Annotated in this window: 11 protein-coding genes and 1 pseudogene; 6 read left to right on the top strand and 6 right to left on the bottom strand. The window is 42.5% G+C overall.

The window, feature by feature from the left end:
* Nucleotides 1-13 precede the first annotated feature (13 nt).
* The 6 genes from ACZ5Q7_RS11475 to ACZ5Q7_RS11500 all read left to right on the top strand — a co-directional run bounded on the left by ACZ5Q7_RS11475 (nucleotide 14) and on the right by ACZ5Q7_RS11500 (nucleotide 8493).
* Nucleotides 14-301 carry a hypothetical protein gene (locus tag ACZ5Q7_RS11475; protein ID WP_343753188.1) on the top strand — a complete coding sequence of 96 codons (288 nt, stop codon included), beginning with the start codon at nucleotides 14-16 and terminating at the stop codon, nucleotides 299-301.
* Nucleotides 288-3971 carry a nitrate reductase subunit alpha gene (locus ACZ5Q7_RS11480; protein WP_425542377.1) on the top strand — a complete coding sequence of 1228 codons (3684 nt, stop codon included), beginning with the start codon at nucleotides 288-290 and terminating at the stop codon, nucleotides 3969-3971. Before ACZ5Q7_RS11475 ends, ACZ5Q7_RS11480 begins: the two co-directional genes overlap by 14 nt.
* Complete coding sequence (narH, locus tag ACZ5Q7_RS11485; RefSeq protein ID WP_343753190.1) at nucleotides 3961-5499, top strand: nitrate reductase subunit beta; 1539 nt, start codon at nucleotides 3961-3963, stop codon at nucleotides 5497-5499. Before ACZ5Q7_RS11480 ends, narH begins: the two co-directional genes overlap by 11 nt.
* On the top strand, nucleotides 5499-6101 hold the full coding sequence (gene narJ, locus ACZ5Q7_RS11490) for a nitrate reductase molybdenum cofactor assembly chaperone (protein WP_343753192.1): 603 nt from the start codon (nucleotides 5499-5501) through the stop codon (nucleotides 6099-6101). Before narH ends, narJ begins: the two co-directional genes overlap by 1 nt.
* A 58-nt stretch (nucleotides 6102-6159) precedes the next feature.
* Entirely contained in the window at nucleotides 6160-6858 is a 699-nt protein-coding gene (gene narI, locus ACZ5Q7_RS11495) for a respiratory nitrate reductase subunit gamma (protein WP_343753194.1), read from the top strand.
* A gap of 108 nt (nucleotides 6859-6966) precedes the next feature.
* Nucleotides 6967-8493, top strand: a complete 1527-nt coding sequence (locus ACZ5Q7_RS11500; RefSeq protein ID WP_343753196.1) for an FAD-dependent oxidoreductase — start codon at nucleotides 6967-6969, stop codon at nucleotides 8491-8493.
* A gap of 345 nt (nucleotides 8494-8838) precedes the next feature.
* On the opposite strand, the gene ACZ5Q7_RS11505 is transcribed toward ACZ5Q7_RS11500, so the two are convergent.
* The 6 genes and pseudogenes from ACZ5Q7_RS11505 to ACZ5Q7_RS11530 form a co-directional block, all read right to left on the bottom strand.
* Nucleotides 8839-9471 (bottom strand): DUF3889 domain-containing protein, encoded by a 633-nt coding sequence (locus ACZ5Q7_RS11505; protein ID WP_343753198.1) that lies wholly within the window; start codon nucleotides 9469-9471, stop codon nucleotides 8839-8841.
* 103 nt (nucleotides 9472-9574) lie between these two features.
* A pseudogene (cysK, locus tag ACZ5Q7_RS11510) lies at nucleotides 9575-10497 on the bottom strand (cysteine synthase A).
* 259 nt (nucleotides 10498-10756) lie between these two features.
* Nucleotides 10757-11515 (bottom strand): 5'-3' exonuclease, encoded by a 759-nt coding sequence (locus tag ACZ5Q7_RS11515; protein WP_464432871.1) that lies wholly within the window; start codon nucleotides 11513-11515, stop codon nucleotides 10757-10759.
* Nucleotides 11516-11517: 2 nt separating this feature from the next.
* Entirely contained in the window at nucleotides 11518-15168 is a 3651-nt protein-coding gene (locus ACZ5Q7_RS11520; protein ID WP_343753204.1) for a dynamin family protein, read from the bottom strand.
* Between the two features lie 71 nt (nucleotides 15169-15239).
* On the bottom strand, nucleotides 15240-15707 hold the full coding sequence (locus tag ACZ5Q7_RS11525; RefSeq protein ID WP_343753206.1) for a CBS domain-containing protein: 468 nt from the start codon (nucleotides 15705-15707) through the stop codon (nucleotides 15240-15242).
* Between the two features lie 188 nt (nucleotides 15708-15895).
* Nucleotides 15896-17425: an acyl-CoA carboxylase subunit beta gene (locus ACZ5Q7_RS11530; RefSeq protein WP_343753208.1), complete on the bottom strand. Its 1530-nt coding sequence runs from the start codon at nucleotides 17423-17425 to the stop codon at nucleotides 15896-15898.
* Nucleotides 17426-17432 lie beyond the last annotated feature (7 nt).

Here is a 17432-nt window from a genome sequence, read left to right on the forward strand (position 1 = left end):
GGATGTTTGACCCATGTTTATGTTTGAAGATGAAGCAAATATAGTAGACGATCGTGAAGATTTGCTAGCGATTTTGAAGATGAGATTTGGTGACATACCGCCAAAAATGATCGAGTCGATTTATGACATTAATGATTATGATACATTGGAACGGTTAATACTGGTTGCATCAAATGCACCAAGTTTAAAAATATTCATTGAAGAATTGAATGAGGGCAGTGGTAGTTTCCGTATATTGGGTGAACGGTTTAATCCAGTTGAAGCAACCCATGAGAGGGGTGACAAGGGTGAAAAAGAATAGAAATAAATTATTTGAAAGCTTAAGACATATTAAATCCGGAAATCATATCAATGAAGGATGGACTGAAGAAAGTACCCGCCCCCGTGATTCAGAGGATATATACAGAAGACGGTGGCAACATGACAAAGTGGTCCGTTCAACTCATGGTGTTAATTGTACAGGTTCTTGCAGCTGGAAAATTTACGTAAAAGACGGCATTATCACATCGGAAACTCAGCAGACCGATTATCCAAGCACCGGAGATGATTTTCCGGAATATGAGCCGCGCGGCTGTCCAAGGGGCGCCAGCTTTTCATGGTACACATACAGCCCAATCCGAGTGAAATACCCATACGTCCGCAGTGATTTATATTCATTATGGAAAGAAGAACGTGAAGCAGGCTTTGATCCAGTCGAAGCATGGCAGAATATTGTAAATACGCCAGAAAAACGTGCCAAATATGTACAAGCACGCGGAAAAGGCGGTTTTGTACGCGCGACATGGCGGGATATGAGTGAAATGATTGCGAGCGCGTCCATTCACACGATTAAACAATATGGACCGGATCGTGTGGCTGGATTCAGCCCAATACCGGCCATGTCGATGGTTAGCTATTCTTCTGGTACCCGGTTTCTTTCACTGATCGGAGGGACGATTTTAAGCTTTTATGATTGGTATGCTGATTTGCCTCCAGCATCACCCCAAGTATGGGGCGAACAGACAGACGTTCCGGAAAGCGCCGACTGGTATAATTCGAAGTACTTCATCATTTGGGGAACGAATCTCCCGCAGACCCGCACACCGGATGCGCATTTTATGGTCGAAGCACGCTACAATGGCACCAAAATTGTTGGTGTAAGCCCAGACTATGCGGAATATGAGAAATTCGCGGATATTTGGCTTCCGGCACGTGCCGGTACGGATGCTGCATTGGCAATGGCCATGACTCACGTTATTTTAAAGGAATTTTACGTTGATAAAGAGACACCATACTTCACCGATTACGCCAAAACGTTTACTGATTTGCCATACTTGGTCACTCTGAATGAACAGGATGGAGATTATCGCAGTGACCGCTTCCTTCGTGCGTCGGATCTAAATAATGACCACGACCTTGGCGAATGGAAAACGATCGTTTGGAATTCCGGCACAAATACGCTGGAGGCACCGAATGGCAGTATCGGCTTTCGATGGGATGGTGGAAGCAATTGGAACCTTCAGCTTGATAAGGACAATGGAACAACCATTGATCCAGAACTTAGTTTCATTGATCACTATGACGACACGGCAAACGTCAGTTTTCCCTACTTTGCCGAAAAAGAAGGAGATATTGTCAAGCGCGGTGTGCCTTACAGGGAAATACAGGATGTTGACGGAAACCATTTGAAAGTAACGACGGTTTATGATCTGATGATGGCTCATACCGGTATTGACCGTGGTTTGCCGGGCGACTATCCATCCGATTATCATGACCCGAAACCATATACACCGGCATGGCAGGAATCAATAACAGGTGTAAACCAAAATCACGTTATTAAGGTCGCCCGTGAATTCGCTGATAATGCTGAACGCACCAATGGAAAATCCATGATTGCCATGGGCGGAGGAACCAATCACTGGTTCCACAGTGATCAGATTTACCGTGCTATTTTAAACCTGGTGCTTCTGACAGGCTCACAAGGGGTCAACGGCGGTGGCTGGGCTCATTATGTCGGACAGGAAAAAGTGCGCCCGCAGGAAGGTTGGCAGCAGGTAGCTTTTGCTGGTGACTGGCAAAAACCACCGCGTCACCAGAACGGAACATCCTATTTCTATTTTGTAACCGACCAATTCCGTTATGAGAGCATTCCGGACGAATATGAAACAGAGTGGGGCGGTAAATACAGTGACATGCATCCGGCTGATTTGAACGCATTGGCAGCAAGACTAGGTTGGCTTCCATCCTTTCCGCAGTTCTCACAAAACTCCATTGACTTGGTTAAAGAAAGCCGTGACAGAGGTGCACAATCAGAACAGGAAATTATTGATGATGTTGTCGGCCAAATAAAAAATAATGAGATCGATTGGTCCATCGAGCATCCGGATGATCCGAGAAACTTCCCGCGCGTCTTTTTCAATTGGCGTTCCAATTTGCTGGGCGACAGCGGCAAAGGCCACGAATTTTTCGTTAAACATTTGGTAGGTGGAGATAACCAAGTACTCGCGGAGCCGGAAAATTCATGGCAACCAGAAACGATCAATACTGAAGGAGATGCGCCAACAGGAAAAGCCGATCTGCTGGTCAGTGTTGATTTCCGTATGACAAGTTCTGGGTTGTTCTCCGATATTGTACTTCCGGCAGCAACATGGTACGAAAAGAATGACATCAGCAGTACGGATCTGCATCCATTTGTTCACCCGTTCAACGCAGCTATTTCGCCGCCATGGGAAGCAAAAAATGATTGGAATACGTTCCGGGAGATAAGTAAAGTGTTTTCTGAACTGGCGGAAAAACACCTTCCACCAACAGAAGAACTGGTTATGTCGCCACTTGGTCATGATTCACCGGGTGAAATTTCTCAAGCCATGGGGAAGGTGAAAGATTGGCGCAAAGGTGAGACCGAAGCAATACCCGGAAAAACGATGCCAAACTTTAAGGTGGTTGAACGGGATTACCCAAATGTTTATCAACAGATGACGACGATTGGTCCGCTTATTAAAAATGGTTATGGCGGCAAAGGTGTAACTATTCCCGGCGAAGAAGTCTATGACGAGTTGGGCGGACGTCTCGGTAAATCCAAACGGGAAGGAATTGGTAAAGGAAATCCTGATCTGTACACGGATGAACAGGCTGCCAATGCCATTCTGTTAATGTCGGGAGCCACCAATGGGAAACGGGCGGTTGCCGGGTGGAAATCGCTTGAATCCAAAACCGGACAAAATCTTGAGGATATCGCCCAGCCACGTGCAGAAGAGGATCACACGTTGCGTGATTTGAGCATTCAACCACGCAATGCTATATCCACACCGGTATGGAGCGGTTTGGAAAAAGATCATCGGCGTTATTCACCGTTCACCTTAAATGTGGAATACAACATCCCATGGCGAACACTGACAGGTAGACAGAGTTTTTATCTCGATCATGAAATGATGCTTGATTACGGTGAAGGATTGCCACTTTACTTGCCGCCGCTACGATATGGACCATTCCTGAAAAAAGAATTGGGTGTGGAGGAAAACGAAAATAAATCTATTACTGTACGATATTTGACACCACACCAGAAATGGGGCATCCATACGATGTTTACGGATACGACCCATATGTCCCAACTGTTCAGAGGGTGGCAGACGATCTGGATGAACGAAGACGATGCAGCTTCCATTGACTTGAAAGACAATGACTTTGTCGAGGCTTACAATCGTAATGGAGCTATTGCTGCACGCGTCGTTGTCACGTACCGAATACCAAAAGGAACGGCTTATATGTATCATGCGCAGGATCGTACATTGGGTGTTCCTGCCACTTCCATTAATAAAAAACGGGGTGGAACCCACAACAGTGTAACGAGGGTTACATTGAAAGGAACGCATATGATCGGCGGATATTCCCAGTTAAGTTATGGATTTAACTATTATGGGCCGACCGGGCATCAGCGGGATACCATCGCAGTTATCAGAGCGCTGAAGGAGGTAGATTGGCTTGAGAATTAAAGCACAGGTAGCAATGGTGATGCACTTGGATAAATGCATCGGGTGTCACACCTGTTCCGTCACATGTAAAAACACATGGACCAACCGGCCTGGAACGGAATATATGTGGTTCAACAATGTGGAGACTCGGCCCGGAACCGGTTATCCTAAGCGCTGGGAGGATACGGAACGCTTTAAAGGCGGATGGGTTTTGAAAAACGGTAAATTACAGTTGAAAGCAGGCGGGCCTATTTCCAAGCTGATGAACATCTTTTACAACCCGGACATGGCCACAATGGATGATTATTATGAACCGTGGACCTATGATTATCAACACTTGATTAACAGTCCTAAAAGTGACAATCTGCCTGTAGCACGTCCGAAGTCCATGATTACAGGTAAATATATCGACAAACCTGAGTGGGGATCCAATTGGGATGATGATTTGGCAGGGGGAACAGAAGTCGTTTCACAGGATCCCACCGTTGAAAAACTGCAGGAGCATATTTCACTTGAATATGAAAAGACGTTTATGATGTATCTGCCAAGAATCTGTGAACACTGCTTGAATCCTTCGTGTGTAGCATCCTGTCCGTCCGGCGCCCTTTATAAGCGGGATGAAGACGGTATTGTTCTTGTGGATCAGGAAGCATGCCGCGGTTGGCGTTTTTGCATGAGTGGATGTCCGTATCATAAAGTGTATTACAATTGGAATACTCATAAAGCGGAAAAATGTAATTTCTGCTATCCACGGACAGAAGCGGGGTTGCCAACGATTTGTTCGGAAACCTGTGTTGGCCGGATCCGCTATATCGGTGTTGTACTGTACGACGCGGACAGAGTCAAAGAAGCGGCATCCGTTGAAGATCCGCAAGACCTATACGAATCACAGTTGTCCGTCTTTCTTGATCCATTTGATCCCGACGTCATTAACGAGGCACAAAAAGCAGGAATCACTGATGAATGGATTGAAGGGGCGCAAAATTCACCGGTCTACAAAATGGCTATGAAATGGAAAATTGCGTTGCCCTTACACCCGGAATACCGGACATTGCCGATGGTTTGGTATGTACCGCCGTTAAGTCCAATTATGAATCATATTACCAATGAAGAGGATTTGAGTACTGATGGCTATATACCGGCTGTTGATCAAATGCGCATACCTGTGCAGTATTTAGCATCCATTCTTTCCGCAGGTGACACGACAGTCATTCGGAACGTATTGTTGAAATTAACAGCCATGCGGGTATACATGCGGGGAAAAACAGTTGGTGGTGTGGATGAATTCAGACAAAGCGAATTGCTGAAAGAAGCCAACACGGATCCGGAAGAAATAGAGGATATGGCACGATTACTCGGAGTAGCCAAATATAATGAACGATTCGTCATTCCAACCGGACGCCGGGAAATGGATGATGATCTGTATTATGAACAAGGTGCTTGCAGCCTGGAAGATCTGGCACCACCTGAAGGCCTTACCGACTATTCATCTGAAAGAAAAACATCGCCAGGTGAAATGGTGACATTCACCTCAGGAGGCAAGAAGTAATGGAACAACAAGAACGCCTATTGCTCATTGTTGGCGCCCGTTTGCTGGCATACCCTGACGAAACATTTTTTGATGATATTGAAGACATGAAGGATGAAATGAAAAACGATAGCACGTCAATGGACACGCAGCAAAAAGCAACTGATGCTCTCCAGGCATTCAATCCTTATGCCATCGACGAATTGCAAACGGAATATGTGTCCACATTTGATCTCCGGGCAAAAAATGGGCTGTATTTGACAGCTCATGAACTCGGAGACAGCAATAAACGTGGTGCAGCATTGATTAAAATGCAAAAGATTATTAATCAAGCGGGATATGAACGGATTGACAACGATTTGTCTGACTATATCCCTATGCTTCTGGAGTTTCTTTCTGTTGCGCCGGACAGTCGTGATAATGAACGACTGATTCGCAGACTCTCGGTAGCCATTCATCGCATATGGAGCAATCTTCCAGAGGGCAATCCGTATCGTCCATTTCTGCAATTATTAATGGAAACGGTTTTCCCTGAACCAACAAAGAAAGAAATAGAACAATTAGAGTATGAACGGGAAGAAGCTGATTTGGAAGAATTGCCATTTCCTATTACGTACCAATAACAATTACTATTTGTGTTTTAGCTGTACTCTAACATTAACATTCAGGGAGGAATGGGATATGGGTGAAATCTTCTGGTGGGTCATTATTCCATATATTACCGGTCTGATTATGATCCTCGGATTAATATACCGTTTCGCTTACTTGCAATTGACTTGGGCTGCTCCTTCAACAGAGTTTTTTGAGAAAAAATGGCTGCGGCTCGGCTCCCCGTTATTCCATTGGGGTATTGTGTTTGCGTTTATCGGGCATGTTATGGGAATGGTCGTACCAATTGAGTTTTATCATGCGTTTGGTATACCGGATCATTTATATCATTTTGGCGCCATTTATGGTGGCGGTTTAGCCGGATTGATGGTTGTTGCAGGCCTTATCATTCTTCTGATCCGGAAGATAGTTATCGATCCTGTACGGGTACATGCAACGTTTGCTGATTTCTTTTCCATCATTGCATTGCTCGTCGTTTCCGGCTTGGGCGTTTACATGTCCATTGTTTACAATTTAACGGTTGTAGAATATGAATACCGGACAACCATTGGGCCTTGGTTCAGAAGTTTATTTATCCTTCAGCCAAAATATGAATTGATGGGCAGCGTTCCATTTATATTTAAGGTGCATGTTATCGCCGCTTTCGGGTTATTTGCAAGCATACCGTTTACGCAGCTGGTTCATTTTTATAGTCTGCCGGTCAACTATCCGGGCAGAGCACCACAGCAATACCGGTCCAGATCCCAATACAAACATTTAAAAATTAAATAATAGCTTATAAAAGAACTGAATGTCTTTTTCAATTCTTTTATTTTTGCATAAGATAGCGTGTCTGTATCAATCCTAGAAGTGACTGCGATTACGAAAGGACTGATACACATGGCAAGCAGTCTGCACGTACCACAATTTCCTAAAACCTATTGGCGGGCATCGGTATCATTGCCTGAATTTTCTTCATTGGATACGTCTATTAAGACGGATGTCGCAATTGTTGGCGGGGGTATAACTGGAATAACAGCGGCTTACATGTTGACAAAACAGGGCATGAAAGTCACGTTAATCGATGCTGGAAACATCTTGAACGGTGTTACCGGTCACACAACTGCCAAAATAACCGCACAGCACGGCATTATTTACGATGAACTGATGCAACATTTCGGGGCTGATAACGCATCGCTGTATTATCAGGCATGCAGCGACGCGAAACAATGGATAGAAGAAACCATCTCTAAACATGATATAAACTGTCATTATCAAAACGAAGACGCCTACATTTTCACGAATAAGGATGACTCTATATCAAAACTGGAAACGGAACGAAAAGCCTATGAGCAGCTAGACATTCCCGGGGAACAATTAGACAGTATCCCTTTAAATATCCCTGTCCAATCCGCTTTGAAAATGAAAAACCAGGCGCAATTTCATCCACTGATGTATTTAAAACAGTTGGTGGAAGAGGCGGTCAATGACGGTCTGGAGATATACGAACATACGACTGCAACGGATATCGAATATAACAAGCATCCAGCCATTATCACGAGAGATGAACACCGCATTACATGCAAATACGTCATTCAAGCATCTCACTATCCTTTTTATGACGGCCAGGGGTTTTATCCGACACGAATGTATCCGGAACGAGCCTATATTATTGCTGTTAAAACACCGGAAACATTCCCGGGTGGTATGTATATCAGTGCCGATTCCCCGACACGATCCATACGATCCACATCAATGGATGGCGAGGATTTATGGCTGATCAGTGGTGAGAATCATAAACCGGGGCAAGGCGAATCAACAATGAATCATTACGATGCCTTAATGAACTATGCGGAAAACACATTCGGTATATCTGAGTATGTATACCGATGGTCGGCGCAGGATCTGACCACTGTTGATAACCTTCCTTACATTGGACCGGTCACGAAAAAAGAGGACAATATTTTTGTTGCAACCGGTTACCGTAAATGGGGAATGACAAACGGGACCATTGCAGCAAAAATCCTTAGTGATCGCATTTTAAATAAAGATAATCCATATGCAGCGTTATTTTTACCATCACGTTTTCATGCTGACCCGGCCATACGTAAATTTACGAGCATGAATACTGACGTTGCTAAACATTTAATCAAAGGAAAACTTGAATATACGATTGACAATATAAAGGATCTCGCGCCGGATGATGCAGCTGTAACACGTATTAACGGTAAACGTACCGGTGTTTATAAAGATAGTGAAAATAATTTATACGCTGTTGATACAACCTGCAAGCATCTTGGGTGTGAGGTAAATTGGAATGCAGGTGACCGGACTTGGGACTGTCCGTGCCACGGATCGAGATATGCCTATACAGGTGACGTTATCGAAGGACCTGCGAAAGAACCATTAAATAAAGTGGAATTGTAATAAAATGAATCATTGATGGATGTAGCAGAATGAAATGCAATATATGAAATCACGTTGCACACAGCACACACTATAGGTTGTTAACGTGCAGCGTGATTTTTGTTTCATCTCACTATCACAAGTAAACTTAGGATTGACACATGACAACCTCCTTTTTAAATAAAACTTCCTATAATATATATTATGTAAACCCGTTTATAAAAGAACCGAGGGAAGCTTGTGCCCCGGATTGCCAATGCCTCCCTCGTTTTCAATTCATGGCACATATATACGTTATCATTCTTATATCTTTTTGTCCATTTCAATTTCAGGCGTAATGTTTTTGAAAAAAAGCATTATTGTTACTCACGTTTCCTGAATATAAATGGATATAATCCGGTCAGTTTCAGAATTATAAATAACTGTTCCTTGAACGGTCATGCGCTCTTGGTTCGCTTGGAGTCTAAACTGGTATGTTTCTTTATTTTTTTCCGGTGATACTTGTGTTTCATCGGTAAGTTGATACTCGGTTACTTGATAGGACGGATAAGCTGTTTGGGTGATCTTGAGTAAATATTCCCCCCATTTTTGCTGAGAGGTCCCATTCGTTGGAGTTATTTCAACATTGGCAACGCCTTGCTGTGGATTGATCCCCAGTGTCTGGAACGCCCGTCTGTGCAAATTAATTTGATTCTTTGAATACCCGGGCACTTCATCAACGACTGTCACCATAATGTCTCTTCCAGTAGCGGGGTTATGAATTTTCAATGTTTGCCCGCATTCGTACGGGGAATTAGTGCCGACCGCTGCCGTCATATATTGATTCGTAGACCATGGTATGCCGCATTTGGTAAGCTGTCCGCCTTCTGTCCAAGTTGCCTGCCCGCTGATTGTCTGTTGACGAAAATCGTTACCCTGCGTCGTTGGTATATAGCTGTGCCAATTCGAATAAATGTAATCATCATACGCTGGATAAAAATTTGGATATTGCCTATACATGGTTTTCCTCCTGTCAGAATGAATTCCCTGTTATGATATGCGCCTTTCACAGGTTCGTGACAGGTGTCTTCAACGGGAAAACCATGGACTCCAGATGAGAATATCATTCATCAAACAGATTCATGCTCAAATACCGTTCGCCGGTATCCGGAGATATACATAATACATGTTTGTCCGGTCCTAGGCGTTTGGCGGTCTTTATGGCTGCTATAACAGCCGCGGCACCGGATAAACCAGTAAATATACCTTCTTTCTGTGGCAGTAATTGAAACATGTCAATGGATTCATCGTCTCCGACTTGGATAATCTCATCATAAATTGGATGTATTTAAAATATCAGGAATAAATCCAGGACTGGTGCCTACTAATTTATGTTTGCCCGGTTCACCGCCTGACAATACTGGTGATCCCTTAGGTTCGGCAACAGCAATATACAGACCAGGAATTTTTTCTTTCAGCACTTCACCTGTACCGGTTATTGTGCCACCGGTTCCGGCAGTGGCGACAAATGCGTCCAATTGTCCATCCATCTGATCATAAATTTCGAGTGCTGTTGTTGTCCGATGAATGTCGGGGTTGGCATTATTTTCAAATTGTTGTGGAATAAAACTATTAGGTATTTCCTGGTGCAATTCTTCAGCTTTCCGAATGGCACCAGGCATTTTTTCATCACTTGGTGTTAACACGACCTTGGCACCAAATCCCTGCAGAATGTTTCTCCGTTCCGCGGTGCTGTTATCCGGCATGACGAAAATCGCGTGATATCCCTTGGCTGCAGCACTCATCGCAAGGCCGATACCGGTATTCCCGCTCGTCGGTTCGAATAATGGTGGCACCGGGTTCAATCAGACCTTCCTCCTCTGCTTTATCAATCATACTGTATGCCGCACGATCTTTCACACTTTTGCTCGGATTAAATGATTCCAGTTTAATAAACACTTCAGCAGCATCTTGCGGAACAATGTGATTTAATCGGACCACCGGGGTTTCCCCGATCAATGACGTCATATTTTCAACTGATTTCATTAATAGTCACCTTTCTATTCCAACGTTTTTCATTATGATCATATTATAGAACTTTTCCTGACATTTTTTCAGGTACAAGCGATAACCAGTCGCTCAAGCCATATGAATGATATAGGAACTGCTGTTGATCAAATGTTTGCAGTCGACCGGTTTAACAGATTAATTAAGATCAGAAAATTCCAACTTTGTAAATGTTTCTTCGACTACCGAGGCGTCATAGCACCATGACGCCTCTTCCGGCGTGCACTTTATCGTAAGATCACACTTGATTTCTGCGAGTTTTCGCGATAAAATGAAGCATTTCCAGATTGTCTTTTATTTTGTTCTGTGATCCATGAGACAAATATTCCATATTAGCAAGAAGGCTGTCAATTGTCCCGTATTCCTGCAGTAATTTTAGTGCCGTTTTCTCGCCAATTCCCTTTACACCGGGGTAGTTATCCGAAGCATCCCCCATTAATCCCTTTAAGTCTATTATTTGTTGCGGGTGAATCCCTTTTTTATCGTAAAACGTTTCATTGTTGAACACGTCATAGTTGCCGATCCCTTTTTTCATGATTGCGACAGTGATCCCAGTATCAACGAGTTGCAGCATATCTTGATCACCCGTTAAGATTAACACGTCGTGATCAACAGAGAATTGACCCGCCAATGAACCAATGCAGTCATCGGCTTCATACAAATCCTGTCCAACGTTTGGTATGCTAAACGCACTTGTAACCTCTTTGATCAATTCAAATTGAGGCACAAGCTCTTCGGGTGGCTCAGACCTGTTTGCCTTGTAGTCGGGGAACAACTCTGTGCGGAATGTTTTGCTTCCCATATCCCAGCAGCAAATGACATGGGTTGGTTCAAACCGATGCAGTGCATCAAGGAAATACCGCAAGAATTGATAAACAGCGTTTGTTGGAACCCCGTCTTTCGTGTATCTATAATGGCCGGATAATGCTGTTGCATAAAAACCGCGAAAAAGCAACGCCATGCCATCCACAAGTAAAATCTTCTGTTGCTTAGTCATATTTATACCTCCGCCATTTCGTATTTTTCCAACATGGATGTAAGAACATGGGCATTTTCCTTCAACGTTTGCATATCGGCCGGTTTTTCTGTCAACATTGCTGTTTGTCGGTTTGCATAGCTGTCAATATGATCATAAATCCACTGTTGTAAATCACTTATCATTCGGTACCATTGATTCGTATAAGTTTCTCTCATCACCTCATGATAATCATCAATATATTGCTTCGCATATGCGTATAAACGATTTAGCAGCGCGTCTTTCATAATTTCTTTTTCATTTTTAGCGAAGAATGCTTTGGTTCCTTTAAATTGTTTCAATTCATACGGAAAGCTTTGAGCATCAAGTTGCTGAAACGCCTGTTCATACTCCGGGGTGTTCAACACAGGCTGGTCGGCATCCGGCAGCATAAATGCACTGTCCATATCTCGGACCTTGTTCACATAATGGCGATGAACATCTTGTTTGAGCTCGGTAATAAAGGATTCTATTCGCAACGAGACAGCCCGAAGCTCCTGCATCAAGTCGTAACCCGAGTACTCAAGCAGATTGGCCAAGCAATTTTCCAGCTGACGTTGAGCCTCTTTGCCGGAAGCCGTGATTGTTGCTGGGTTGAATGTTTCCTTGAACATATCATGAAAACGGATGGAAAAACGTTCGAGTACATAGTGTAACTGTTTTTCCAGTTTTTGATCGATTTTTTTCGTGTACGTGGATGCATGTAATTCATCCGTCCATTTTTTCAGCGATGCCACCTCCGTTTTCAATGAGGCCTGAAATTGCTCTTTTTCTTTTGCTCCCCACTGAAGTGCATCAACATAGTGGCGCATTTCGTTAAGCGTTCGTTGCATATCCCATACAGCTGCTTGTTTTGTGATGGATGTCAAATCTTCGTGAATAAAATGATTCAATGATTCTTCAATAGCCAACACTTCGTTGTTAAGCGGTTTTCCGTCTCTTTTTTCCTGAATGGTTTGTCTGCTGGATAAAGGAAACAATTTCGGAAAGCGGATACCATACGAAATTAAGTATTCTTCAATATATTGGCGGACTGTTTCTAATTCGCTTTTATCCTCAGCAAGATCGGAAGCATTCATAATAAAGAACATTTTGTCCATCTGAAATGATTCCTTGACCCGCCCCAGTTGCACAAGAAAATCCTTATCCGCTCTTGAGAAAGCATGATTGTAATAGGTGACATAACATATAGCGTCCGCGTATTTAATATAATCAAAAGCAACCGTTGTGTGCCGCGCGTTCACCGAGTCAGCCCCAGGTGTATCCACTAATGTAATCCCTTGACGTGTTAATGGACAGTCGTAGTAGAGATCGACGGATGCAATGAAACATGCTTTTCTTTCATCAGTAACATAATCGTTTAACTCACCAACTGGAACAGTCTTTTGTTGAGCCATGTTGGAACGCATATTGTCGTATCCATCAAGTACAGCTTGGAGATAATTTTGACTGGTTTTCTCCAAGTCGGCAGAATGAACGAGATTGGTTTGTCTTATCCAAGTCAACAACTCGTTTAAATAGTCAAAAGCAGGTACTGTAAAATGGTTAATCAGTTTTTGAATATCTGCGATTAGTGTGCTCTCATCTTTTATCGTGACGATGGCCGTGCCATGCTTGTATGTGTCATTGATCGGATTGATTCGATTAATGACAGCTGTTGTCGGATTAGGAGATGAAGGCAATACAGATTCTCCCAGCAACGCATTGGCAACAGAAGATTTGCCCGCACTGAATGCACCGAACAACGCTATGGTATAGGATCGATGCTGAAGGCGTTCATATTTTTGGGTCAAATCATGGATAAGCGTTTCAAAACTTGGCAAACCGGAAATCATGTCGATTGTTTTTGTTAGCTCGCTGAGGAGTGTATTTATTTGTAAGTCTGTCGTTTCAGGTGATGGTTTCGTTTGTTCCTTTTTCTGGTCAGCTTGCCCGCCATCAGTAACCGTTGCAACAGAAGCAACATTCTCCGGCCATTTCGTTTCATAGGTTGTGTCTAAAGCGTTGTCTAATTGTTCTAGGGATGACTTAGATGCATCCGGATGTTCAAGTATTTGATCCATATGTCTGTACTGTTCTGCTAAATATTCCTGCAGCTTCTGCAAAGTTTTCTGCTTTTCATTAGCTTCTTCCAATTGCTGATATTGAGTTTCATATGCCACCAGTTTTTTATTGAGTTGTTCTTTTGCTTTATTGTTGATTAAATCCAATAGATGCAACGCTTTCTGTTTGAATTTCCGCTTAATATCTTCACTGACATCATTCGTGTAAACCAGAACATAATCTCCGGTAATTTTTGCGCCCGGTTTGATTAAATCACGCAGCATTTCTGTATCGTAAGAAACCATCACTGTTTGAATTTGTTCAGTCATATGTGGATCATCGAGTTCATAATAGGCAAGTAATTCTGTCCATTTGTCTCTTAACTTCCATTGGATGGATGTTTCCAAATTTTTCTGAAGGTCGTCAAGGAAATCATTTGACCGTTTGGTTCGCTCCACATCTGTCTTTTTCTTTGATCCGAATAATCCGACTTTAAAATCGTTTTGTTGAGCTTCCAGGAATAGATGAGCCTTGTCTCTCAGCTTCGCCGGCATTAAATACGCATTTTTTAACGTTGTATTCAATTCGTGAAGAAATGCGTCTTCTATTTGCTTTGGTTTGTTTTTTAATTGAATCAATTTCTCATTCACTTGTTCTATACGCTCATTGAAGTCGTCAATTTCTTCTATATCCTGAAGTCCATGATTAGACACGTCATTTTCATACGACGCGAGCAGATAGTGTTGATGGTCATCCCGTATTTGTCTTACCGAACGTTCAATATTATAAAGTGTTGGTTTCTCGTCGGTCATGAGAGAAAACAGTCTGGACTTAATGGCCGAAGCTTGGTTAACCTCCATATTGTCGTCCTTTATAGAAGAGTAATAAATAGACTTAGGATAAACTTCCCATTGATCAAACGTTTGTTTAACTTTTTTGAAGAAGTCCTCAAACGTCAATTCATCAGGATTATGTTTATCAATTTGATTGATAATAATAAAAACAGGTATTCCGTATTTCTGAACTTTTTTCAGGAACTCAAGATTCACTTCCGACTGTACATGGTTATAATCCATAACATAAAACAGCACATCCATCAGATGCAACGATGATTCCGTGATCATTCCATCGGTGTCATCAGCCGCATCTACACCGGGAGTATCAATAATAGTGGACCCTTCCGGCAAAATAGAATTCTGCAAATGGATATCTATTTTTTTAATAGTCCCTTTTGTCTTGGCAAACGTCTTAATATCATCAATATTATAAGCTTCTTCGTCATACGTGCATATAGTACCGTCCTCTAAATAAAGTTGCGCGCCCCCGTTGCCGGATTGAATCATTACGATATTGGCACTGGTTGGTATCGGACTTTTCGGCAGGATGGACGTTTCCAGAAGATAATCAATCATAGACGATTTCCCAGCGGAAAAGTGCCCGGAAAAACCAATCATCAAGCTCGAACGATTCCATTTTTCATAGACATCCAATAATTTTTCAGCGTTTTTCGTATCACCATTTTTTAGTATAAATTGATAAAAGGAAGCAAAGTGCTGCTTGGTTAGTTGGTTTTCTTCTGTTTTCATAGGCATAAGACTGTTTCCCCTTTTGTTAACACTTATTGCCTTCCATTATACGTGGATAACCACAGCATTTCCACCTGTCAGTCCGTTATTTCTGCAATGATATTCGTGGAAATAGAACGAATGATATCTCCACGACTGACAACACCTATGACTTGTTTGTGTTCATTGATGACCGGAATTTTTTTGAAATGGTATCCAGAAAAAATAGATATAACTTCTTCAATATCATCATCGGGATGAACCGTAAAAATATTTTTCTTCATGATATTTTTTGCACGATGTTCAATGCTGGATTTAAGTTTGTTTTTGAAATCTTCATGTTCGTTAACGATGACAAGCGAAAACATGTCATAAATGGTTCTTCCTTTTGGCTGTAAATGACGGATGATATCACCATCACTAATCATTCCTTTTAAGTGGTCTGTTTCATCAATAACTGGAAGCCCACCGATTTTATTATTCACAAGAATTTTCAATAGTTGTTCAATGGTTGTATCCTCGTGAACAAAAATTACATCAGTGATCATGATTTCGTTTATTTTCATTGTTTTTCACTCCAAAATTTCGGTTGGTTTGTCACGACTAATTCCAAACGGTCACATTATTATCCTACCACCAAGTAATAAATTTTAAAACAAAACTAGGTAAAATTGAGATTACATAACTTAATTATGGTAAACTCAATATAAAAAATGTATCCTCAACCATTATGGTACGGCTGAGGCATAGTTTGTCACACTGGATAAATACCATGTTTTCTTTCTGTGAATGTTACGTTTTTGGAATCGTATATCCGAAAGCGTTCAACCAATTCGTCCCGTAATTTGTCCGGATCCACGATAGCATCAATGACCATTTCTGAGGCTAATCGATAAATATCAATATTATCTTGGTATTCGTCTTGTTTTTCTTTAATAAAACTAGAACGTTCTTCTTCCGGCAATTCAGCTATTTTATTGGCATATACAGCATTCACTGCCGCTTCCGGCCCCATGACGGCAATTTGTGCAGTCGGTAGAGCTAAACAGGCATCAGGTTCGAAGGCAGGCCCTGCCATGGCATAGAGTCCGGCTCCATATGCTTTCCGGACAACAACCGATATTTTGGGAACGGTAGTCTCACTCATTGTTGCCAACATTTTTGCGCCATGGCGAATAATGCCTTCACGTTCCACTTTCGTCCCAATCATAAATCCTGGGATATCCATAAGAAATAGAAGTGGGATATTAAACGCATCACAAAGTTGAATGAACTTGGCGGCTTTATCGGCTGAATCCGGAAATAGAACACCGCCTTTCATGCGTGGCTGATTGGCAATAATGCCTATTGTTTTTCCATTCATTCTTGCCATACCAGTAATCAGTTCTGGCGCAAATGTCTTCTTAACTTCACAGAAACTGTCCGCGTCAATGATCCGTTTAATCAGATCGTGCATATTAAACGGGATGTTTTGATTGTCAGGAATAAGCTCTGTTAAAGATTTACCATAGTCTTTTGCTTCTTTAGGCTCAGATGCAGCCGGTTTATTTCTGAAATTGGCCGGAAAATAGTCCAAGTATCGTCGTGTATAGTCAATAGCTTCCTCTTCTGTTTTAACAAGGACATCACCAACACCGGAAACTGAACAGTGCATCTCAGCACCACCCATTTCCTCCAAGCTAGCCTCTTCTCCAATCACTTTTTCGGCCATTCTCGGGGATCCAAGATACATTGATGCATTTCCTTCGACCATGACAACGATATCACAGAAGGCCGGGATATACGCTCCTCCTGCAGCTGATGGTCCGAACAGCAGACACACTTGCGGGACCCGGCCAGACAATTGAATTTGATTGTGAAAAATACGCCCCGCACCACGGCGCCCGGGAAACATATCAACCTGATCCGTTATTCGTGCACCGGCGGAATCGACCAAATAAAGCATGGGGATCTCCAGTTTTTTGGCCGTTTCCTGAATACGTATGATTTTCTCCACAGTATGCTTCCCCCATGATCCGGCTTTAACCGTTGAATCATTGGCCATGACACATATATTTTGCCCGTTTATTTGTCCAACTCCAGTGATAACGCCATCAGCAGGCAATGAACCATCCATACAATTGGCGAAAAACGCATCTTCTATATTCATATCTGCATCGAACAAAAGCTCAAGTCGTTTACGGACAAACATTTTTCCTTTTTCTTCATTTTTTTGATGGTATTTGTCTCTACCGCCTTTTTTTATTTTTTCCGTTTGCTTTTTTAATTCGTTCTGGTCCGTCATCATATGC

This window comes from Lentibacillus halophilus (assembly GCF_055395055.1).

What these genes read in the sequence shown, in the direction of transcription:
- ACZ5Q7_RS11475 (WP_343753188.1), top strand. Translation starts at nt 14, where the DNA reads ATGTTTATGTTTGAAGATGAAGCAAATATAGTAGACGATCGTGAAGAT.
- narJ (WP_343753192.1), top strand. Translation starts at nt 5,499, where the DNA reads ATGGAACAACAAGAACGCCTATTGCTCATTGTTGGCGCCCGTTTGCTG.
- narI (WP_343753194.1), top strand. Translation starts at nt 6,160, where the DNA reads ATGGGTGAAATCTTCTGGTGGGTCATTATTCCATATATTACCGGTCTG.
- ACZ5Q7_RS11500 (WP_343753196.1), top strand. Translation starts at nt 6,967, where the DNA reads ATGGCAAGCAGTCTGCACGTACCACAATTTCCTAAAACCTATTGGCGG.
- ACZ5Q7_RS11505 (WP_343753198.1), bottom strand. Translation starts at nt 9,471, where the DNA reads ATGTATAGGCAATATCCAAATTTTTATCCAGCGTATGATGATTACATT.
- ACZ5Q7_RS11515 (WP_464432871.1), bottom strand. Translation starts at nt 11,515, where the DNA reads ATGACTAAGCAACAGAAGATTTTACTTGTGGATGGCATGGCGTTGCTT.
- ACZ5Q7_RS11520 (WP_343753204.1), bottom strand. Translation starts at nt 15,168, where the DNA reads ATGCCTATGAAAACAGAAGAAAACCAACTAACCAAGCAGCACTTTGCT.
- ACZ5Q7_RS11525 (WP_343753206.1), bottom strand. Translation starts at nt 15,707, where the DNA reads ATGAAAATAAACGAAATCATGATCACTGATGTAATTTTTGTTCACGAG.
- ACZ5Q7_RS11530 (WP_343753208.1), bottom strand. Translation starts at nt 17,425, where the DNA reads ATGACGGACCAGAACGAATTAAAAAAGCAAACGGAAAAAATAAAAAAA.